This window comes from Lysinibacillus sp. FSL P2-0066, assembly GCF_037969495.1.
Lineage (GTDB): Bacteria > Bacillota > Bacilli > Bacillales_A > Planococcaceae > Lysinibacillus > Lysinibacillus boronitolerans.
Genome location: NZ_CP150202.1, coordinates 2,890,889 through 2,911,021 on the forward strand (window position 1 = coordinate 2,890,889; position 20,133 = coordinate 2,911,021).

Annotated in this window: 21 protein-coding genes; 7 read left to right on the forward strand and 14 right to left on the reverse strand. The window is 37.9% G+C overall.

Features of this window, described 5'->3' with window-relative positions; translation table 11 throughout:
- Nucleotides 1-149 precede the first annotated feature (149 nt).
- Both vrrA and MKZ14_RS14475 read left to right on the forward strand, forming a co-directional pair.
- Entirely contained in the window at nt 150-665 is a 516-nt protein-coding gene (gene vrrA / locus MKZ14_RS14470; RefSeq protein WP_036076218.1) for a VrrA/YqfQ family protein, read from the forward strand.
- A gap of 76 nt (nt 666-741) precedes the next feature.
- Complete coding sequence (locus tag MKZ14_RS14475) at nt 742-1,710, forward strand: 4-hydroxy-3-methylbut-2-enyl diphosphate reductase (protein ID WP_004227216.1); 969 nt, start codon at nt 742-744, stop codon at nt 1,708-1,710.
- A 46-nt stretch (nt 1,711-1,756) separates the two neighbouring features.
- Here MKZ14_RS14475 and MKZ14_RS14480 read toward each other — a convergent pair whose 3' ends face one another.
- Nucleotides 1,757-2,458, reverse strand: a complete 702-nt coding sequence (locus MKZ14_RS14480) for a response regulator (protein ID WP_339280165.1) — start codon at nt 2,456-2,458, stop codon at nt 1,757-1,759.
- Nucleotides 2,459-2,476: 18 nt separating this feature from the next.
- A complete protein-coding gene (locus MKZ14_RS14485) occupies nt 2,477-4,018 on the reverse strand; it encodes a sensor histidine kinase (protein WP_167444839.1) in 1,542 nt (513 codons plus the stop codon).
- Nucleotides 4,019-4,168: 150 nt separating this feature from the next.
- On the opposite strand from MKZ14_RS14485, the gene MKZ14_RS14490 reads away from it, so the two are divergent.
- The 3 genes from MKZ14_RS14490 to MKZ14_RS14500 all read left to right on the forward strand — a co-directional run bounded on the left by MKZ14_RS14490 (nt 4,169) and on the right by MKZ14_RS14500 (nt 7,432).
- Nucleotides 4,169-5,218, forward strand: coding sequence for a TRAP transporter substrate-binding protein (locus tag MKZ14_RS14490; protein ID WP_016993522.1), 1,050 nt, complete (start codon nt 4,169-4,171; stop codon nt 5,216-5,218).
- A 263-nt stretch (nt 5,219-5,481) separates the two neighbouring features.
- A complete protein-coding gene (locus MKZ14_RS14495) occupies nt 5,482-6,741 on the forward strand; it encodes a dicarboxylate/amino acid:cation symporter (RefSeq protein ID WP_016993523.1) in 1,260 nt (419 codons plus the stop codon).
- Nucleotides 6,742-6,895: 154 nt separating this feature from the next.
- Nucleotides 6,896-7,432 carry a hypothetical protein gene (locus MKZ14_RS14500; RefSeq protein WP_333006498.1) on the forward strand — a complete coding sequence of 179 codons (537 nt, stop codon included), beginning with the start codon at nt 6,896-6,898 and terminating at the stop codon, nt 7,430-7,432.
- Between the two features lie 71 nt (nt 7,433-7,503).
- On the opposite strand, the gene MKZ14_RS14505 is transcribed toward MKZ14_RS14500, so the two are convergent.
- Nucleotides 7,504-8,130 carry a hypothetical protein gene (locus MKZ14_RS14505; protein ID WP_016993525.1) on the reverse strand — a complete coding sequence of 209 codons (627 nt, stop codon included), beginning with the start codon at nt 8,128-8,130 and terminating at the stop codon, nt 7,504-7,506.
- Between the two features lie 298 nt (nt 8,131-8,428).
- Here MKZ14_RS14505 and MKZ14_RS14510 point away from each other — a divergent pair, with 298 nt between their 5' ends.
- Nucleotides 8,429-8,608 carry a hypothetical protein gene (locus tag MKZ14_RS14510; RefSeq protein WP_016993526.1) on the forward strand — a complete coding sequence of 60 codons (180 nt, stop codon included), beginning with the start codon at nt 8,429-8,431 and terminating at the stop codon, nt 8,606-8,608.
- A gap of 65 nt (nt 8,609-8,673) precedes the next feature.
- Here MKZ14_RS14510 and MKZ14_RS14515 read toward each other — a convergent pair whose 3' ends face one another.
- From MKZ14_RS14515 to MKZ14_RS14565, 11 genes are all read right to left on the reverse strand, one after another.
- Nucleotides 8,674-9,213 (reverse strand): NADPH-dependent FMN reductase, encoded by a 540-nt coding sequence (locus MKZ14_RS14515; protein WP_016993527.1) that lies wholly within the window; start codon nt 9,211-9,213, stop codon nt 8,674-8,676.
- A 214-nt stretch (nt 9,214-9,427) separates the two neighbouring features.
- The gene (locus tag MKZ14_RS14520) at nt 9,428-9,676 is read right to left on the reverse strand and encodes a DUF2164 domain-containing protein (protein WP_016993528.1); all 249 of its coding nucleotides are present in this window, start codon (nt 9,674-9,676) and stop codon (nt 9,428-9,430) included.
- A gap of 113 nt (nt 9,677-9,789) precedes the next feature.
- Nucleotides 9,790-10,014 carry a hypothetical protein gene (locus tag MKZ14_RS14525; protein ID WP_016993529.1) on the reverse strand — a complete coding sequence of 75 codons (225 nt, stop codon included), beginning with the start codon at nt 10,012-10,014 and terminating at the stop codon, nt 9,790-9,792.
- A 14-nt stretch (nt 10,015-10,028) separates the two neighbouring features.
- Entirely contained in the window at nt 10,029-11,150 is a 1,122-nt protein-coding gene (locus MKZ14_RS14530) for a Nif3-like dinuclear metal center hexameric protein (protein WP_258859748.1), read from the reverse strand.
- A gap of 1 nt (nt 11,151) precedes the next feature.
- Nucleotides 11,152-11,844 (reverse strand): tRNA (adenine(22)-N(1))-methyltransferase TrmK, encoded by a 693-nt coding sequence (locus MKZ14_RS14535; RefSeq protein WP_048392198.1) that lies wholly within the window; start codon nt 11,842-11,844, stop codon nt 11,152-11,154.
- A 164-nt stretch (nt 11,845-12,008) separates the two neighbouring features.
- Nucleotides 12,009-12,371, reverse strand: coding sequence for a cytochrome c550 (cccA, locus tag MKZ14_RS14540; RefSeq protein WP_016993532.1), 363 nt, complete (start codon nt 12,369-12,371; stop codon nt 12,009-12,011).
- Nucleotides 12,372-12,833: 462 nt separating this feature from the next.
- A complete protein-coding gene (locus MKZ14_RS14545) occupies nt 12,834-13,400 on the reverse strand; it encodes a hypothetical protein (protein ID WP_281216142.1) in 567 nt (188 codons plus the stop codon).
- Between the two features lie 246 nt (nt 13,401-13,646).
- A complete protein-coding gene (rpoD, locus tag MKZ14_RS14550; protein WP_004227165.1) occupies nt 13,647-14,774 on the reverse strand; it encodes an RNA polymerase sigma factor RpoD in 1,128 nt (375 codons plus the stop codon).
- A gap of 32 nt (nt 14,775-14,806) precedes the next feature.
- A complete protein-coding gene (dnaG, locus tag MKZ14_RS14555; protein ID WP_081011013.1) occupies nt 14,807-16,639 on the reverse strand; it encodes a DNA primase in 1,833 nt (610 codons plus the stop codon).
- 206 nt (nt 16,640-16,845) lie between these two features.
- Nucleotides 16,846-17,658, reverse strand: a complete 813-nt coding sequence (locus MKZ14_RS14560; protein WP_004227157.1) for a pyruvate, water dikinase regulatory protein — start codon at nt 17,656-17,658, stop codon at nt 16,846-16,848.
- A gap of 15 nt (nt 17,659-17,673) precedes the next feature.
- Nucleotides 17,674-18,306, reverse strand: coding sequence for a helix-turn-helix transcriptional regulator (locus MKZ14_RS14565; protein ID WP_004227151.1), 633 nt, complete (start codon nt 18,304-18,306; stop codon nt 17,674-17,676).
- Nucleotides 18,307-18,733: 427 nt separating this feature from the next.
- Here MKZ14_RS14565 and MKZ14_RS14570 point away from each other — a divergent pair, with 427 nt between their 5' ends.
- A complete protein-coding gene (locus tag MKZ14_RS14570; RefSeq protein ID WP_004227145.1) occupies nt 18,734-20,119 on the forward strand; it encodes a glycine--tRNA ligase in 1,386 nt (461 codons plus the stop codon).
- The last annotated feature ends 14 nt before the right edge of the window (nt 20,120-20,133 follow it).

The following is a 20,133-nucleotide window of genomic DNA, read 5'->3' on the forward strand; positions in this document are numbered from 1 at the left end:
AGTAATATGTCACTTCTGTGAATTTCCATATAAGGATCGTGGGTTGTTGTTGTTTTATTGATCTTTATCGAACCCTCCTATTAGCCTTTGCATATCATAGCTATAGTCAGGTATGTCATCAATGAAAAACAAGTAGAAAGGAGATCATTATGGTATTTCGACCACCTTATCCATACCCAATGTATCCGGGTGGCATGAGAATGCCCATGCCCATGCAAACACCTCCACAGATGTCGCCACAGTCCTTTTTCCCGCCTGGAGGCTTCCCTGTTCAACCACGAATTCCAGGCGGCTTTCCAATGGCTAATGGAATAGGTTCATTTGGAGGGCAAATGCCGATGCCACCTGTGCAAGAAGCTTCGAAAGTCGGCTCATTTTTACAGCAAGCCAACAGTTTATTTAATACAGCCAAAACCTATACCCCTTATATCCAACAAGCTATGCCGATGGTGAAAAATATTCCATCACTCTTAAAATTATATAAAGGATTCCAAGGACTTCCTTCCGCTGGCGGTGGAGCAACTGAAGCAGCAGGAAGCGATAGTAAGGCTGCTGGAGGCAATAGTAAGACTGCTGGAAGAAGACGGTCATCTAGGCAAAGTGCATCATTTACGCCTCCCGAGCCACTTCCATCTAAACCACGTATTTTCCAACCACCAATGTAAATGAACGTTTCTTTGTATTCACAGTCACTGTCCGTTATAATGTAGATAGGTAAGCTTGAAAGGAGTCACAACCACCATGCAAGTATTAAAAATTAATCCACGTGGCTATTGCTACGGTGTTGTAGATGCGATGGTGATCGCTCGTAACGCCGCACTTGATAAAACATTACCAAGACCTATCTACATCTTAGGGATGATTGTGCATAATAAACACGTCACAGATGCGTTTGAAGAGGATGGTATCATCACGTTAGATGGTGACAACCGCCTAGAAATTATTGAACAAGTTGAAACAGGTACTGTCATTTTTACAGCACATGGTGTTTCACCGGAAATTCGTGAGATTGCGAAGCGAAAAGGCTTAGTGTCCATTGATGCTACATGTCCTGATGTAACAGTTACCCACGATTTAATTCGTGAAAAATCAGCAGAAGGCTATGACATTATTTATATTGGTAAAAAAGGACATCCCGAACCAGAGGGTGCTATTGGCGTTGCCCCGGATCATGTCCACTTAGTACAGTCTTCTAACGATATTGATGCTTTACAATTAACGAATGATAAATTACTTGTCACAAATCAAACGACAATGAGCCAATGGGATGTCGCCCATTTAATGGATAGTTTAAAAGAAAAATTCCCACATATTGAGGTACACAAAGAGATCTGTTTAGCTACACAAGTACGTCAAGAGGCTGTTGCACAGCAAGCAGGTGAAGCGGATTTACTTATTGTTGTAGGTGATCCTAAATCCAATAACTCGAACCGCTTAACACAAGTTTCTGTAGAAATTGCAGGAACACCATCCTATCGAATTGCAGATGTTTCAGAGCTAAAAGTAGAATGGTTAAAAGGTATCAACATCGTTGCTGTAACAGCAGGTGCTTCTACGCCAACCCCAATTGTAAAAGAGGTTATTAACTTCCTTGATCAATTTGATGAAAATGATCCATCTACACACGAGATTAAGCGTACAGTGACACTAGATAAAATTCTGCCAAAGATTAAGACAGCAACACCTGTTGATAAAATCATGCCTTATTAATTACTCGCAAAAAATCCTGATTGCATAATGACAATCAGGATTTTCTTTATTTACTAAAGTAATAGTTTATAGGACGCCCAATGCCACCATAATGGACATCCATTGTAATTTCCTCTTGTTTTTCAAGATAATCTAAATATCTTCTAGCTGTTACGCGGGCAATGCCAATTCCACTGGCTACTTCTTCTGCTGAAGCACCATCCACCGATTGTAAAAAGTGCACAACCTTTTCAAGTGTTGTACGATTAAAACCTTTTGGGAGATTTTTCTCGGATTTCAATGTAACAGATTGATCCAATAGGGTTTGTCCATCACGATAATGAAATAACTGATCTAATTCTCCCTGTGTGAGCTCACGTTCTGTTTGAGTTTGCTTGTTAAAGCGTAAATAATTGTCAAGTGTCCCTTTAACACGTTCAAAAGAAAAGGGCTTCATAATATAATCAAAAACACCTAGATGTAGTATCTGTTTCACTGTCTCCATATCATTTGCAGCCGTCACGGTAATAACATCTACTGGTAGATCGAGCTCACGTATTTTGCGTAAGCTTGTAATACCATCTTGCTCTGGCATAAAAATATCCATAAAAACTAAATCAGGCTTCAGTTGACAAATTTGCGTAATGCCTTCTAACCCATTAGGTGCCTGTCCAACCACTTGAAAATGCTCTACCTTTTCAATAAATTGACGATTTACCTCTCGTACCATTGGATCATCCTCAATTAATAATACTCTAATCTGTGTCACTGCTAGCCCTCCATCCCATTATGAATAATAAAAGGTGATTAAAAAACTTGTTCCTTTGTTAGGCTCACTGATGACTTCGATGTCACCCTGCCCTTTTTCGACAATTTCCTTTATTAAAAATAACCCTATTCCACGGTAGTTTTTCTCTTTTGTAGAATAACCATTATCAAAAATGTGCTGCTTGACCTCTTCCGTCATGCCAACACCATTATCGGTTACTAATATGGCTAATACGTCATCATCTTCATCCACAGAAACATGAATCACCTTCTCCTCGACCTGTACATCCTTTAATGCATCAAACGCATTTTCTATCAAATTACCAAAGAGAATGACGAAATCATGATGATCCAAATTAGCTGGAAATGATGTAAATCGGCTTTCACGGTCAATTTCCAATCGAATTCCTTGTTCCTTCGCATAGGAAATTTTACTGAGCAATAGCCCAGAAATATTTTCATTTTTTATTCGTTCGTTTAAAAAGTTAGTGATTTCATCATGCTCTTCCTTCACTTGTGTTAAGTAAGAAAGTGCCTGTTCATGATGACCTAGCTGTAAAAGACCCGCTATCGTATGCAGTTTATTTTTATGTTCATGTGTTTGTACACGAAGGGCTTGGACAAATGCTCTAACGCCTGTTAATTCTTCGGCAAGCTTTTTCACTTCCGTACGGTCTTTAAACATGGCCACTGCCCCAACAGTTTCGCCATTAACCTGTATCGGAATTCGATTACTCATAATACTATGATTATTAATATACAGCTCACGATTAAATAACGGCTGATCCAGCTCTAAAATTTCAGGAAGTCGTGTATCTGGCAAGACATGAAAGATTTTCTGTCCAATCAATGTAGAGGGTTTTTCATAAACGCCTAAGATATCACAGGCTTTTTCATTAAAAATCGTAATGGTCAAATCATTATCGATAGCAATGATGCCTTCGTGCATGGCATTAAACGTTTCTGTCCGTTCTACATACATTTTGGCAATTTCATGCGGCTCTAACCCAAACATTTGCTTTTTCATATGAAGCCCCAATGTTCGTGCTCCCCATACACTAAATAGTAACGATAATAGTACAGTAACCATTAGTTCGGTTTGCATTGTTTGCAGTAACTCCACTACCGTAAGAACACTGTACCCTACTACTGTAACACCTATTTGTTGTCCTTCATGGTTCATAATCGGAACAAACGCACGAACCATATTACCGTGTTCTCCACGTGCAATCGACGTATAGTAATGCTCTGAAAAAGCGGCGTTTAAATCTCCAGATTGAGATATTCGACCAAGTTCCTGGCTATTAGGATGGGAATATTTTCGTCGTTGCATATCAAGAACAACAATATATTTTGCCCCATTGATATCACGGATTTCCTCTACAACAGGATTAATATGCTGTACGGCATCATAGTAATTTTCACTAGCAATATATGTTTTTATTTCAGGAAGCTGAGAGACGGTTTTTGCTACAAGGAGTGCCTGATCACTTAGTTTGGTCTTTTGCTCATTCATGACAAAACCTAACAAAAAAGTACCGCCAATGCTAAAGGAAAGCATGAGAATAAAAAAAGTCAGAGACATAATTTTTCTTTGCATGGATAACTTCTGAAATTTCAACTGACCGCCTCCCTCCTACTATATTTTAGCTTACTCCATATGTTAGAATAACAAAAACATCAGAAAATACGAATTAATTGGGTGTATACAATGAAAAAATTTATTATTGGTACGATTATAACTGTGCTTGTGTTAATCCTCACTATCAGTGTTCAACAAGGATTACTATTCGCCAAGCCACTTCCCTATGATGATGAGCAAAAGGGTTTAGACACACAGATAACAATTCATTTAAGTCATGTCGTCGCTGAAAATACCCCTAAAGGCCAAGCTGCCAACAAATTTGCTGAGCTAGTAGAAGAAAAAACAAACGGGAAGGTCAAAGTACATGTTTACTCCAACTCCTCTTTATTTAATGATGAAAATGAATTTCAGGCATTGCAAAAGGGAGAAGTGGAAATGATCATCCCTACTTTTTCTAAAATGACGGCTTATGTTCCTAATTGGCAGGTGCTTGATTTACCCTTTCTATTTAATACAAATGAGGAAGTAAAGGAAGTCCTAACGGGTTCTATTGGTGAACAATTGGTTAATGAGCTAGAGCCGTTCCATATTAAAGGGCTTGGCTTTTGGTACAATGGGTTTAAGCATCTAACCTCTGTTGAGCAGCCTATTCATACTTTTGAAGATTTACAGGGCTTACGAGTGCGTACGATGCCAAGTAAAACATTAGAAAAGCAATTTGAAGTGGTCAAAGCAACACCTATACCTATTTCTTTTAGTGAGGTCTTTTCGGATTTAGAGAAGCATGCAATAGACGCACAAGAAAATACCGCTTCTAATATCTATTCAAAGGGTTTTTACAAAGTACAAAAGCATATGACTATCACTCAGCATGGGATTTTAGGCTATGCTGTGTTAATGAATGAAACCTTTTGGAATTCTCTACCTATCAAAATTCAGCATCAGTTGTTGGATGCTATGAAAGAAACAACCGATTGGCAATTTGAGCAGGCTGAACTTATGAATGAACAAGATATGGACAAGCTGAAACAGCTAGATGATTTTGATGTGTATACAATGAGTCCCCAAGAAAGACAACGCTTTAAGGAACAACTTGCACCTGTTTATGATTTTTATAGAGCCCATATTCAAAACGATCAAATCTTAGCAGAGATTGAAAAAATCGTTGATCCCTAATACTTTTGTTCATTAATGAAAAATCCTTACAAAACGTAAGGATTTTTTCTTTTGTATTATAATAGTTTCCCCAATTTTAAATCTACTATAAAACAGCTTAAAACCCTTGATATCACTAGCACTAACTCCTCTTTCTCTCAGAATGAACAAAATGAACAATACAACCATTACGGTCATAAACACTATTGTCGGAAAATTTCAGCTATGATAACCACATGAAAGCGTTCACACAATATTCATCGTTGTTGTAGGGGGAGAACTATATGCGGATAAATTTTAAAAACTTGACAGTACAAGTTTTGATCGCCATTGTACTAGGGATTATCGTGGGAGCAACCTTCCCAGAATTCGGGGCAAAGCTCAAAATCTTGGCGGATATATTTATTAAACTTATTAAAATGTTAATAGCACCAATTATCTTCTTAACAGTCGTCATCGGCATTGGTAGTATGGGGGATGTCAAAAAGGTTGGGAAAATTGGTGGAAAAGCTTTAATTTATTTTGAAATTGTTTCAACTTTTGCCCTTGCAATTGGCTTAATCGTTGTCAATATTGTTCAACCCGGTAAAGGTTTTAATACAGATGCTGCAAGCGGTGCCGATGTTTCTCAATATACAGAAGCGGCAGCTGCAGAACATGGTTTAGGTGCATTTATTATGCAAATTATTCCTGAAAATGTAGTAGGTGCTTTAGCAAATGGTGAATTATTACCAGTCTTATTCTCAGCTGTTTTATTTGGATTAGCCGCTGCGGCAATTGGAGAACCAGCTAAACCTGTTATTAAATTTTTCGAGCAAGTGGCCGATATTTTCTTTAAAATCGTTAACATGGTAATGAAAATTTCGCCTATTGGTGCGTTTGGCGCCATGAGCTATACAATCGGAAACTTTGGACTTAAATCGCTAGGAAACTTAGGATTTTTAATGCTATCTGTTTACATTACAATGTTTATTTTTATTGTTGTAATTATTGGATTGATTACCCATTACTTCGGCTTTAGTATTTTTAAATTTATCAAGTACATTAAAGATGAAATCTTTATCGTTATCGGAACATCCTCATCTGAATCTGCATTACCTTCCATGATGCGTAAGCTCGAAAACTATGGCTGTTCGAAGCAAGTGGTAGGGTTAGTTATTCCCACAGGCTACTCATTTAACTTAGATGGAACATCCATTTACTTATCAATGGCTGCCATCTTTATTGCACAAGCCTATGGTGTGGATTTAGATGTTTGGCATCAAATTACGTTATTAGCCATCTTAATGCTTACTTCTAAAGGGGCAGCTGGTGTAACGGGCTCTGGCTTTATTACACTAGCAGCGACATTAGCAGCATTCCCGATGATTCCTGTTGAGGGGATTGCCCTTTTAATCGGCGTAGATCGTTTCATGTCAGAAGCACGTGCAGTTACAAATCTAATTGGTAATGGTGTAGCTACAGTGGTCGTGTCAAAAATGGAAAAAGAATTTGATACAGAGCAGGAAAAGCGTGCTCTATCCGGTCATACCCAAATGTCATAAAATGAACAGGCTGCTGAAAGCGGAAATAATTTGCTACTTCAGCAGCCTGTTCTTTTATTTATAAAGAGGTAAGTAGATAAAAAACACCGTAGAGCTAGTTTCTTGAAACCTCATCGACTACCTACTCGTATAAATAATGACTGGAGGTTTCTTTATGACAACTTTTACACTTACCTATCCGAAGGGCTTTAAAAGCTTCACTGATATTCCAATCGTGAATGAACAGAACGAAACAGTATGTGTACTTCAAAAAATGGAGCGTACCTCTGCTGGTAAAGTACTGAATGCTGTCTTGCTGGTAGCTGCACAGCAAACATTACCGTACCGTTATGAGACACGAACTACTTTAGGTGCACCACTTTTTCAAGTACAATCTACCCTGTTAACAAAAGGAGTCAGCCATCAAATTGTCATGCCTGATGGTAGCTTGATACCGATACAACGGAAAACAGTGCAATTATTAGAATCCTCTTATTCTTTCAAAATGGACGATATAGAATTTCGTTTTGAAAAGGATTTTACCTCTACTGCTTATTTATATTGCAATGATGAAAAGATTGCTAGTGCAAGCTCTATTGAAACTGAACTAGTACAGACAGGCATACAGTTTAAGCTTTTCCAAGCGGATGATATGCACTTTGTTGCACTCCTAGCAACCCTTTATCAAGCACTCTTTGCCATAACTACATAGCTGGATTTAAACATGATAAAGACATCGAGTGTCAAATTCTCGATGTCTTTATCATGTGTCATCATACACGGCTAATTTAATTTTTCTCGTTGTGCATTTAATATGTTAATAACATAGGAATCATTTTGTGATACTTTTGCTTGTACAATCTTTTTGATGGCTTCTTCCATCCTTAAAGCTAACGCAAGTGCCTCATTCGTAGCGCCCTTTATCGTTGTTTGTATGGTAATGGTTGTTTGATTTTCAATGACTAAATATTCATATACATCAAAAGCTTCTAAGCCTGCGATTAACTCTTCCATCAAAAGGTTCATATCATCTCCCATTACCTTGTTGTTATCAAGTAAGGAGGTAAACTCCCACCTTTCAAAAACTATCGGATAGTCCTTTAATGGAGACGTTCTTATAGCATTTTTTGCTATGGATTCCATATCTTTTTTAATTGACTGGAAATAGTCTTCTCCGCCTACAACTTGAATTACTAATTCCTTTTCTTCCGTCGTTTTAACGTCAATGCCGACATACTTTTCAAGGAGCTTATCCTTCAATCGAGCTAGACTTAACTCTTCATTTGTTATAAGCGATTGAGCCTCTTTATTTGCTTCTGACCTTTTCTCTCCTGCAAATATATCAAATAGGATCAACATAGATATAATGACTACTAACAGTCCGATGACAAGTCCAAACCGTTTACCCATTGAATCCCTCCTGATAGGAAGGTATGTCCCCTTTTACTACAATATTCGCTTTTCTAGCTTGAAACAGCACATACTTTTCATACTAAAAAACGAAGTGTCACATACAGGATCTCCCCTCCTTCATAAAGGAAATCTGCAAGTGTTCAAACACTGGACTATCAGATCCTGTATCGCTTATTTTTCCCCATATATTCCGTGATGCGAAATAAATTTGCTTTGTTTTGACCTTTCTGTGTCATACGTCTCAAAAAGGAGTACACTTAAGAGGTAGTAATTCTATCATTTTGGAGGGTTTTGTATGGACTCAAAAGCAGCGGATATTAAAAATATACTGACATTAAATTTGCTTGTACAAATCTTAGAGGAACGTGGCATTATGACAGATAAAGAACTAAAAGAGCGCCTCACCAATACAGTAAAATTATCATCGATGGAAAATGATTTAAAGGAAAAGGTCCTTGAAGAAATCAAACATTAATGGATTTTACCTCATCAAAAAACGACCGCTTTCTGAAAGCGGCCGTCTGAATCAAAACTTTAAGTTTAGGATCGAATTGTTTTCAAAGCAGTTGACCATGGCACGAGCTGGTCTAACATTTGATGTACAGAATCTGCTTGCACCTCTTTTGGTTTAAAGACAGAGCCGTTTTCAAAATCAGTAAATAATGATAATGCTGGATGCACTCGAACATCAGCAACTAGCAATTCTCCGAGAATTCCCCTTAGATGCTCTGCTGCACGTGCACCTCCAACAGAACCATAAGAGACGATACCAGCAGCTTTATTATTCCATTCCACTCGTAAATAATCTAATGCATTTTTTAATGCACCTGTAATGGAGTGATTGTACTCCGCAACAATAAAGACAAAGCCGTCACAAGCTGCTACTTTTTCTGACCATGCAGCTACACCAGAAGTGTCTCCACCTGGTTCCCCTAAAAATGGTAATTTAAATTCAGCGATATCAATTATTTCATATTCCGCATCACGACGTTTTTCCGCAACTTCCTTTACCCAAGTTCCAACCTGTGGGCTTACACGACCTTCTCGCGTACTTCCTAAAATAATACCGATTTTTAACATATGACGCCTCCTCTTATCATCCATTCTTGTGACTCCATCACGGTTCATCGTACGTGCTCGCCACTCGTAATCATTTTGGTCAGGAAAATATCTCTTTATTCATCACCCGTTCATTAGCTCTGAATAGTTAGAATTGAATTATCTCTAATTCAAGATTAAGGTACCATCAATCTTTCTTTCCTGTCAAATATTTAAACTAGAGGGATAAAGAGGATTATTTTATTTTAATGGGCTGCTCTAATGCCTCTAATTCCTCTTCAATAGAGGCGTATTGTCTTTCCACAACATACTTGGCATCTGATAAGGCAGCATTATAAATGTAGGGGGCAATATGCTCCTTGATAAAATCTAACAAACGTTCGGCTTCAAATTCACTAATATCTTCATCACGCTGATTATAAAAAAACCGTTGAATATCAGCAAGAATCATTTCCTGCTGATCTTTAGATAAACGAATAAACAAGACAACCCTCTCCACTTCTGTTAATCAATTTTTTCTTCATCTTATCACTATTTATAGATTTCTTGCATTCAAAAAGGCTGAAACACTAGTACTGCTAGCGTTCAGCCTCCACCTCATTGTTTACATTCAAATGAGTAGCTAGTGGATAAAAAGTTTTTCTCCTTTGCTACAATCGCTTGTCCACCATCATCTTCACATTGCTGTGTCATTGCATCGATTTTCTTATCATTGACCATATTTGTCATCACCGTCATACCAATACCAAAAATAACGATGAATAAACCAATCATGATCCATAGCTTGCCGGCTTTATTACCAGCTGGTCTTTCATTAGCCATATTTGTTCCCTCACTTATACAAATAAAAATGGTTCTGTATGGATCGTTGATTGGATGAATTCAACCAAGTATTTTTTATCCTTACATAGTTCAGTCATTTTATTTGCTACTCCTGCAATCATTACCTTTTCTACATGATGACCAGGATCTACTATTTGCAAATCAATAGCTTGTGCGTCCTGGGCTGTATGGAAGTACATATCGCCTGTTAAGAAAACATCAGCTCCTGCACGTTTTGCCGCATAGATATATTTATTACCATCTCCACCAACAAGCGCAACCTTGCTGACCTTCGATTGTAAATCACCCACTACACGAACAGCTGGCACATCTAGTTGCTGTTTAACGAATTCAGCAAATTGCTGTAACGTCATTTCCTTTGTTAAGTAACCTACACGCCCTAATCCCATCACATTTGTTTGCTGCTCAAGACGTATCACATCATAGGCAGGCTCCTCATAAGGATGACTAGTAAGCATGGCCTTTAACACGCGGCCTTTAATAGATTCAGGAAAAACAACTTCTACCTTTACTTCTTCCTCCACATGTAATTCGCCAACAGAGCCTACGAACGGATTCGCTCCTGCTAATGCACGGAACCGACCTTCTCCAGTCGTTGTATAACTACATGCTTCATAATCGCCAATACGACCCGCCCCAGCATTTGCAAGCGCCTCACGTAATGCTTCTGCATTAGCAGTTGGTATAAAGACTGCTAGCTTCAATAAATTCTCTGCATACGTTTCTTCTAATATAGAACGGTTTTTTAGCTGTAGGGCATCTGCTAATAAATCATTTACCCCACCTTCAGCTACATCTAAATTTGTATGAGCGGCATATACAGCAATATCGTGTTTAATGAGCTTTTCATATAAGCGCCCTGCTGGATGATCTGTGCGGATATTCGCTAGGCGTCTAAAGATTGGTGGATGATGTGCGATAATCAGCTCACAGCCTTTTTCTATTGCCTCATTTGCCACGGCTTCATTGACATCTAACGTCACCAAAACTTTACTTACAGGTTTGTTGAGGGTCCCTATCGCTAGTCCAATTGGATCATTGTCCATACAAGCTAGTTTTTTGGGCGACCATGCTTCGAACACTTGAATAACTTCTTGGCCATTTACCGTTTTCATCTTACAAAACTCCTTCTACTAAATGTATCAGAGCCGTTAACTCTGCACGCTTTTCTTCAATTTCAGGTGTTTGTTCTGCTCCTTCAATGGATTGTAGTACACGTTGCCAATTGTCTTTTTCACGCAACCATTTTTTCGTAAATGCTGGTGATTTACGCAGGCTTAGCTTAGGTCCAAACAAAATCTCTGCTGTAGAGAGCTCCATTTGCCCTCTTTGTAACACAAGGATTTCATAGATTTTATCATCTTCCTCTAAAATCTCTTCATCAAGAATCGCCCATTGATGTGCTAAAGCCCACTCACGGATAACCTTGGCGTGAATATTTGGCTGTAGGATTAGACGTGTGACACCTTGAAGCTTTTCTGGATGCTTCTCTAGAATGGAAACAATTAATGGTCCACCCATGCCAGCTATTGTCACCGTATCCACATGGTCAGCTTCTTCTATCGCTGCTAAACCGTCTGCAAGGCGTACTGTAATTTTTTCAGTTAAGTTTTCCTTCTGTACTTGTCCTACCGCCGATTCATAGGGTCCTTTTACAACTTCCCCTGCTATGGCATATGAGGCAGTCCCTTTGTGAATTAAATAGCATGGTAGATAGGCATGGTCACTACCAATATCCGCCATGACTGCTCCTGTAGGAACAAATTTCGCTACTGCTTCTAATCGCTTTGAAAGTTTTTGTGCGTTCATTTTTATACCGCCTATCTTCAATAGAGTCCATTAATAGTATGGATGATGTCGTGAAAAAAAACAAATGGAGTTGTCTCACATTTCTATGTGGACAACCCCATCTTCATGATGCTTAAATCTAAAAAGTAGCTGTACTATTTCAGTACAGCTACTTGTCAGTTTTACTATTCTAAAGTAGAAATGTATTCAGCGATTGCTTTTGCTTCCTCTTCAGTTTTCATGTTTGGTTGCATTGGAGTACCTTCGATACCCTTTGTTAAAACTTCTACGATATGTGCTTCATCTAAGCCATGTAGATTTGGACCCATACTACCAGTTAAGTCACCACCATGACAACCGATACAAGATTGTACTAGTGCTGAACCATCAGCTTCTGCATCTGTTGTTTCTGTAGTAGTTTCGCCACCACCCTCATGTTCAGCAGCAATTTCTTTCTTGTTATCTGCACCTTGTAAAGACATGAAGAAAATAAGACCAATACCAAATGCCAGAATTAAGATGTAAGGAACGACTGGATTGTTTTTCATAAGTTTCCCCTCCTCATTTTAAGTCTACTTCTATTATAATATAGAATCAGTCAACATCTAATATTGTACTTCATTAACAAAGAAACGAAAAGCCCTATTCGCTAAGTTTTCCTTTGTTTGTAACAAATTCGACATTTCTGTATCTATTGGATAAAATATGTCTTGCCAACATCCAAAATTGGTCAAATTTATCCTTTTATACAATTTCTTTTTCATTATATTTATGCTGTTATCATACCCTTTTCACTCATTGATATACCCAAAATTAAAAAATCTGTACGTTTTTAATTAGCGTACAGATTTTGAATCTTCTGAGGTAAAAACTTTAACATGATACTGACCCTATTATAGATAAATTGTCACAAATTATGGTTTTATATAAACACTAAAGATCAATTAAGTTTCTAACCTGATTTAGTAGATGGAGTTCCTTGTACATCGATAGAAATACCATTTGCTAAATCAGGATAAATTTATGATATAGTACCCAACTAGTGCTATTAATCCTAAAGCACCTGAGACTGTGAAATATAGAAGTTTCATTTTAATACCTGACAACAGCCAAATGACACAATTTGCTGCAATCAAGCAAAATAAAACCGTATTATTTCCACTAAAATATGTAGTACAAATTCGGATCGACATACTAAATAACAGGATGGCCGCTAGTACATGAAAAATGGGAGCTAGTAGATTTTTTTTTCGAGCCATTTGCCACGCAGCAATAAATAAGATGCATGCACCTACTCCCACGATTACTGTAAAAATCAATGTTAAAGATTGCATTGTAAAATAGAGTGCCAAAACAGCCATTATGGCGATACATAGACCCACTACCAATAGGATCATTTTTCTTTTTTCTGATGGCAAGACCGCTTGTTTAGGATGTTGCACTGGTTCTAACTCCTCTATGTCAGCCCCCTCCGTATAAAGAGCTGCTAAAAAGTCACAATAGTGCTCAGGTAAAAGTTTATTTTGCTTCCAAAACAAAATTTCATTAAGGATTATTTTTTTGCGAGGATTTGTCATAGTGTTAGCTCCAAACATTGCTTAATAATGGTTGTATTACAATTTTATCTCACACTATTTGAAAACACATCTGTATAAAGTCGCAAATCTAGCATTTCCCTCATTCTAATTATCTATGATTGCATAGCATCGATAGGTGAATAGCAGGGCTAATTTCTTTTTTGTTGACTTTTCAATTCTATAAAAAAGGAGCTATACCAATTAGTCATTTTCTCACTACTTGGATAGCTCCAGCTATTTTAAATTTTATTCTAAGAAGTCTTTTAAACGTTTACTACGAGAAGGATGGCGTAATTTTCTTAGTGCTTTCGCCTCGATTTGACGAATACGTTCACGCGTTACGCCAAAGACTTTCCCAACCTCTTCTAATGTACGTGTGCGACCATCGTCTAACCCAAAACGTAAACGAAGTACGTTTTCCTCACGGTCTGTTAACGTATCTAGTACATCTTCTAATTGTTCTTTTAACAGTTCATAGGCTGCATGGTCGGAAGGAGATTGTGCTTCTGAATCCTCGATAAAGTCTCCTAAATGGGAATCATCTTCTTCTCCAATTGGTGTTTCAAGAGATACTGGTTCTTGTGCAATTTTTAAAATTTCACGTACTTTTTCAGGTGTTAAATCCATTTCTTCTCCAATTTCCTCTGGAGAAGGCTCACGACCTAAATCTTGTAAAAGTTGACGTTGTACACGTATTAATTTATTAATGGTTTCGACCATATGAACAGGAATACGAATCGTACGCGCTTGGTCAGCGATTGCGCGTGTAATCGCCTGACGAATCCACCATGTAGCGTAAGTCGAGAACTTAAATCCTTTACGATAATCGAATTTTTCAACAGCCTTAATAAGACCCATATTTCCTTCTTGAATTAAATCAAGGAATAGCATTCCACGACCAACATAGCGTTTTGCAATCGATACAACTAGACGTAAGTTCGCTTCCGCAAGGCGTTTACGCGCTTCCTCGTCCCCTTGCTCAATACGTTCAGCAAGTGCAATTTCTTGCTCAGCAGATAATAAATCTACTCGGCCGATTTCTTTTAAATACATACGTACAGGGTCATTGATTTTAACACCTGGTGGCACACTCAAATCATTTAAGTCGAAAGTTTCTTCGTTCGCTTCTTCTTTCATTAGACTTTCTTCTTCAAATTCTTCTTTTCCAATGATTTGAATATCTTTATGCTTTTCAAGATCCTCAGCAAAATGGAAAATTTCTTCGTTTTCCAATTCATAAGGTGTTAGTTTCTCTGAAATTTCTTTCATTGAAATTTCACCCTCTGTTTTTGCTTTTTCTTGTAGGAATTTTTTTGCATCATCTAATGTAATTTCTACTTCTATCTCTTTTGAACGTTCTGACTTGTCCGCCATAAACCTTCCTCCTTCTAAACAACCGAATCGGGTTAAATCGCCGATAACGATTTTCTTAAATGAATAATCTGTTGGGCGATTTCAAGTGCACGTGCATACTCATGCATCTTCTCCGCTTCCTTTGACTCATGCATCTTTTGATAAATTTCTTGCTCAATTCTATATTTTTGAAGCTGACGGATAGAGTCCATAACCTCTGCCTCTGCTTGATCTGGATCTCGCTCAACTAAAGCCGCTTCCATGACAATTTTTCGTAATTCAGCGTCATCCAAAATTTCCACAAAACGTTGATAATCAGGATGACCATACTCCTCATAAAATCCAACTAAGCGAACAAAAACTGCCATATAGGCATCTCGTACAAATGGCTCTTTTTGCTCACTACGTAATACCCTGTCCACTACATCTATATTATGAAGCATATGAGCCAGTAATAAACGTTCGGCACGTTCGGCTGCGTCCATAGGCTTTTGTTGTTGCGTGACTGGCATTGAAGGTATCTGTGTAGGCATTTCTACTTTAGCAGAACGTACCTGATTAGCCTCCAGTTTTCGGAATTGGGCATAAATGGCTTCTTCCGAGATGTTTGTTTCATTTGATAGCTGTCGTATATACAAATCTCGTTCAACTGGTGAAGATCTTCCCACTAGCTGCTCAAGAACTTCTTGAATATATTGAAGCGTATCATTTTCAAATTGAAAGTTCTTATTGCGTCTAGCATGCATCATCATAAAAGCAATATACGCATGAGGTTTTTCCAAAATTTGTTCCTTAAATGCTTGTCCACCTAAAGTGTGAATGTATTCATCAGGATCTAATTTTTCTGGCAACACGGCAATATCAACTTTCATTCGCTCTGTATGCAGTAGCTGCGCCGCTCGTTTCGCTGCATCAAATCCAGCATTATCACCATCATAGCAAATCGTAATTTGCTCTACTAAGCGCTTTAGCTTTGTGATATGCTGATTTGTTAACGAAGTACCCATTGTCGCAACAACATTCATGACACCTACAGAGTTGGCTGCTAAAACGTCCATAAATCCTTCCATCAATACTACTTGACGATTTTTTCTGATAGAAGTTCGTGCTTTATCTAGGTTATACAGCACTTCACTTTTTTGGAAAATTGGTGATTCTGGACTATTTAAATATTTTGCTTCCTCACCATTGGATGAAAGGATACGTCCTGAGAAGGCAATAATTTTACCATTCTCATCTCGAATAGGAAACATGATACGTCCTCTAAAACGATCAAAATAACGCTCTTCTCCCTCTCTTTTGATGATTAAGCCACTTTCGGCAATTTCTTGTAAGTTATAACCTTTTCTTTCAAGCAATATTGTTAATGCATCAAAGCTTGGGAGAGACCAACCAATGTTATTAGATTCGATAAGTTCCCTTGTAAATCCTCTTTCTAGCAAATAATTTAAAGGTTCTTCACCATCTTCTGTATTCAACAGTAAATGATGAAAAAAATCTGCTGCAAAAGCGTGTGCTTCTTTCATCCTTTCTTCCGCTTTAGATATCTTTTTCGTTCCTCCAGGGAAACTTGGCTCAACATCTAAGTGTATGCCAACACGTTCCCCAAGTTTCACAACTGCATCAGGAAAAGAAATGCCTTCAATATCCATTACAAAAGTAATGGCATTGCCCCCTGCACCACAACCAAAGCAATGAAAAATTTGCTTGTCTGTAGATACAGAAAAAGACGGTGTTTGCTCTCCATGAAATGGACAGAGACCAAACCAATTTCGCCCACGCTTAGTAAGCTGCATGTATTCACTAATAACATCAACGATATCTGATTGTGTGCGAATCTGCTCAATTACTTCTTCTGGAATCTTCCCTGCCAAATCCATCACCATCTTTAATATTTGCGTTCTAGAAACACAATTCGCTATTCGTTTTAAAATTCCTTTATTTCTCGACAAAAAATTAGGATTTTTCTCTTATAAATATTTTTACCACAATTTTATTATTATAAAACAAAAATTAGTTTTTATCTATACCATTTTCAAAATCCACTCAAAAAAACCGCCTCTGCTAACCGAGGTGGTTTAAAATTCTATCCTTATTTACAGGTCAAAATATGTTCGATAATCGTATTTGCTGTCTCTTCAACAGCTTTATTTGTCACATCGATAACTTGACAACCTATTCTACCGACAATTTTTTCAAAATGCTGAATCTCATCAAGAATTCTTTCATGCTGTGCATAGATAGCATCATCATTCAAGCCGAGAGACATTAATCTTTCTTTCCGAATTGAGTTTAACTTCTCAGGGGAAATAATCAATCCAAAGCATTTTTTAGGGTCTATCTGTAATAGCTCTTCTGGTGGTTCTACCTCTGGCACTAAAGGTACATTCGCCACTTTATATTTTTTATGGGCTAAATATTGTGATAGTGGTGTTTTAGAAGTTCGTGATACACCAACTAGTACAATATCAGCCTGTAATAATCCTCTTGGATCTCTACCATCATCATATTTTACCGCAAATTCAATCGCTTCAATTTTTTTGAAATAATCATCATCCAGCAGATGAACAATACCAGGCGTTTCCAATGGATTTTCTTCCATAAAAGCTGCCATTGATTGTAAGGCTGGCCCTAAAATATCAACAGCCTGAATTTTTTCTTGTTCACATAAATCATGTAATAATTTACGCATTTCTTGGCGAACAAGTGTATAAACAATGAATGCTCGCTGTTGCGAAGCAAGAAAAACAATTTTACGGATAAGCTCCTCTGATTGAATATGTGGAAATCGACGAATCACAGTATTTTCAAGACCCGGTCGGAACTGGCTAATAACCGCTTTTGCAACTTGATCACCAGTTTCACCGACAGAATCAGATACAACAAATACGCGTAGTCTTTTCATGCAGCTCTCCTTCATTTAGACATTTTGTGCAAGAGATAAGAAAGCCCGTGTAATCGTTGTTTTTGTAAGACGACCAACAATCGTTAAACCACCCTCTTGCGGTTCAACTACTGGTAGTGAATCAACCTCACGTTCAATAAGTTTGTTCGCTGCAACAATTAAAGAATCTGATCTTTCACAGTACGAAATATTTGGCATACGCGTCATAATAATATGTACTGGAATTTTATTTAAATCCTGCGTGCCAATACTTGTACGCAGTAAATCTTTGCGAGATAGTACGCCTGTCAAAAACTCATTCTTATCTACGACAAAGAGTGTACCAACATCTTCTGAAAACATAAAGCAAATTGCATCATAAACCGTCATTGTTTCAGGGACAACTACTGGCCCAGAATGAAAATCCTTCACTTTTAAATTGTGAATACTATCTATTAATGTAACAGATGCCTTCTTACCTGAATAAAAATAACCAACCCTTGGTCTTGCATCCAGAAATCCTGCCATAGTTAGGATTGCTAAATCTGGTCTTAGAGTTGCTCTTGTCAGATTGAGACGTTCAGCAATATGTTCCCCAGTAATTGGGCCATTTTCTTTCACAATTTGTAATATGTCTTCCTGACGTTTATTGAGTTCGATTGGACTCACCGCCTCAAATCTAATAGTGTTATACTTATGCTCAATTATTATATACTATTTTAATAATTATTGCGAATTAAAGAACTACATGCTACAATATTGACACATACGCTTGCTCTATCAGTATTTTCGAGCAAATTGCGTTATACAGGCGATGATGGGAAAAAAGTATCTGTTCCATTCTATAGCGAGTAGAAGATGGTGAAAGTCTACACAGCAACAGAGAAAAGGCACTCCCTGAGCTAACTTTTTGAAAAGAGGTTTTAAACTACTCGTTTAAAACAATCAGGGTGGAACCGCGGGTATTAGCACTCGTCCCTGGGCATACAATGTGCCCGGAGACGGGTGCTATTTTCATTTAGTTGCAACTGAATGAAAAAACTATGGCGTTTTTACCGCTAAAACAACGTATTAAAAATTTAAAGGAGGCTATTTTATGGCTAACAAATCAATGGAAACCATCGTATCTTTAGCGAAGCATCGAGGCTTTGTCTTCCCTGGTTCTGAAATCTACGGAGGTTTAGCAAACACATGGGATTATGGTCCACTAGGTGTCGAATTAAAAAATAATATTAAAAAAGCATGGTGGCAAAAGTTTGTTCAGGAATCTGAATACAATGTAGGTATTGATGCTGCTATTTTGATGAACCCAAAAGCTTGGGTTGCTTCTGGTCACGTAGGAAACTTCAATGACCCAATGATCGACTGTAAATCATGTAAGGCCCGCCACCGTGCAGATAAAATTATCGAAGACGCTGCATTAGCGAAAGGCGATGAAATCATTGTTGATGGTATGACATTCGACCAAATGAAAGAAACAATGATTAAATATGACGTAGTATGCCCTGATTGCGGAAAGGCAGATTTCACAGATATTCGCCAATTCAACCTCATGTTTAAAACATTCCAAGGTGTAACGGAATCCTCTACAAATGAAATTTATTTACGCCCAGAAACGGCACAAGGTATTTTCGTGAACTTTAAAAACGTTCAACGTTCTATGCGCAAACGTACACCATTTGGTATCGCACAAATCGGTAAATCTTTCCGTAACGAAATTACACCGGGTAACTTCACATTCCGTACACGTGAATTCGAACAAATGGAGCTTGAATTCTTCTGTAAACCTGGTGAAGACCTTGAATGGCATGCATATTGGAAAGAATTCTGTAAAAATTGGTTACTAAACCTAGGCATGAAAGAAGATTCGATGCGCCTTCGTGACCATGAGGATGATGAGCTATCTCACTACTCTAACGCTACAACAGATATCGAATTCAAATTCCCATTTGGCTGGGGAGAGCTTTGGGGTGTAGCAGATCGTACAGATTACGACTTAAAACAACATATGGAGCACTCTGGTGAAGATTTCACTTACATTGATCCTGTATCAAATGAACGTTATGTTCCTTATTGTATTGAACCATCATTAGGAGCTGATCGTGTAACATTAGCCTTCCTATGTGATGCCTATGATGAAGAGGAGCTAGAAGGTGACGATAAGCGTACCGTTTTACGTTTCCACCCTGCTTTAGCACCTTTCAAAGCTGCTGTTCTTCCACTTTCTAAAAAATTATCTGATGAAGCTACAGATGTTTGGGCTGAACTGCGTAAAGCCTTCCCTGTTGATTTTGATGAATCACAATCAATTGGTAAACGTTACCGTCGTCAAGATGAAATTGGTACACCATTCTGTATCACATATGATTTTGATTCAAAAGAGGATGGCCAAGTAACAGTACGTCATCGTGACTCTATGACACAAGTTCGTATGCCTATTGCTGAAGTAAAAGCATATATTGAAAAACACCTACAATTCTAATCACTTAAAAAAAG

Bases quoted from the DNA above. Each gene is read 5' to 3' on its own strand.
- cccA (WP_016993532.1), bottom strand. From the start codon at position 12,371: ATGAAAAACAATCCAGTCGTTCCTTACATCTTAATTCTGGCATTTGGT.
- MKZ14_RS14525 (WP_016993529.1), bottom strand. From the start codon at position 10,014: ATGGCTAATGAAAGACCAGCTGGTAATAAAGCCGGCAAGCTATGGATC.
- MKZ14_RS14530 (WP_258859748.1), bottom strand. From the start codon at position 11,150: ATGAAAACGGTAAATGGCCAAGAAGTTATTCAAGTGTTCGAAGCATGG.
- vrrA (WP_036076218.1), top strand. From the start codon at position 150: ATGGTATTTCGACCACCTTATCCATACCCAATGTATCCGGGTGGCATG.
- MKZ14_RS14545 (WP_281216142.1), bottom strand. From the start codon at position 13,400: ATGACAAATCCTCGCAAAAAAATAATCCTTAATGAAATTTTGTTTTGG.
- dnaG (WP_081011013.1), bottom strand. From the start codon at position 16,639: ATGGTGATGGATTTGGCAGGGAAGATTCCAGAAGAAGTAATTGAGCAG.
- MKZ14_RS14490 (WP_016993522.1), top strand. From the start codon at position 4,169: ATGAAAAAATTTATTATTGGTACGATTATAACTGTGCTTGTGTTAATC.
- MKZ14_RS14510 (WP_016993526.1), top strand. From the start codon at position 8,429: ATGGACTCAAAAGCAGCGGATATTAAAAATATACTGACATTAAATTTG.
- MKZ14_RS14500 (WP_333006498.1), top strand. From the start codon at position 6,896: ATGACAACTTTTACACTTACCTATCCGAAGGGCTTTAAAAGCTTCACT.
- MKZ14_RS14485 (WP_167444839.1), bottom strand. From the start codon at position 4,018: ATGCTTTCCTTTAGCATTGGCGGTACTTTTTTGTTAGGTTTTGTCATG.
- rpoD (WP_004227165.1), bottom strand. From the start codon at position 14,774: ATGGCGGACAAGTCAGAACGTTCAAAAGAGATAGAAGTAGAAATTACA.
- MKZ14_RS14505 (WP_016993525.1), bottom strand. From the start codon at position 8,130: ATGGGTAAACGGTTTGGACTTGTCATCGGACTGTTAGTAGTCATTATA.
- MKZ14_RS14570 (WP_004227145.1), top strand. From the start codon at position 18,734: ATGGCTAACAAATCAATGGAAACCATCGTATCTTTAGCGAAGCATCGA.
- MKZ14_RS14495 (WP_016993523.1), top strand. From the start codon at position 5,482: ATGCGGATAAATTTTAAAAACTTGACAGTACAAGTTTTGATCGCCATT.
- MKZ14_RS14515 (WP_016993527.1), bottom strand. From the start codon at position 9,213: ATGTTAAAAATCGGTATTATTTTAGGAAGTACGCGAGAAGGTCGTGTA.
- MKZ14_RS14475 (WP_004227216.1), top strand. From the start codon at position 742: ATGCAAGTATTAAAAATTAATCCACGTGGCTATTGCTACGGTGTTGTA.
- MKZ14_RS14535 (WP_048392198.1), bottom strand. From the start codon at position 11,844: ATGAACGCACAAAAACTTTCAAAGCGATTAGAAGCAGTAGCGAAATTT.
- MKZ14_RS14560 (WP_004227157.1), bottom strand. From the start codon at position 17,658: ATGAAAAGACTACGCGTATTTGTTGTATCTGATTCTGTCGGTGAAACT.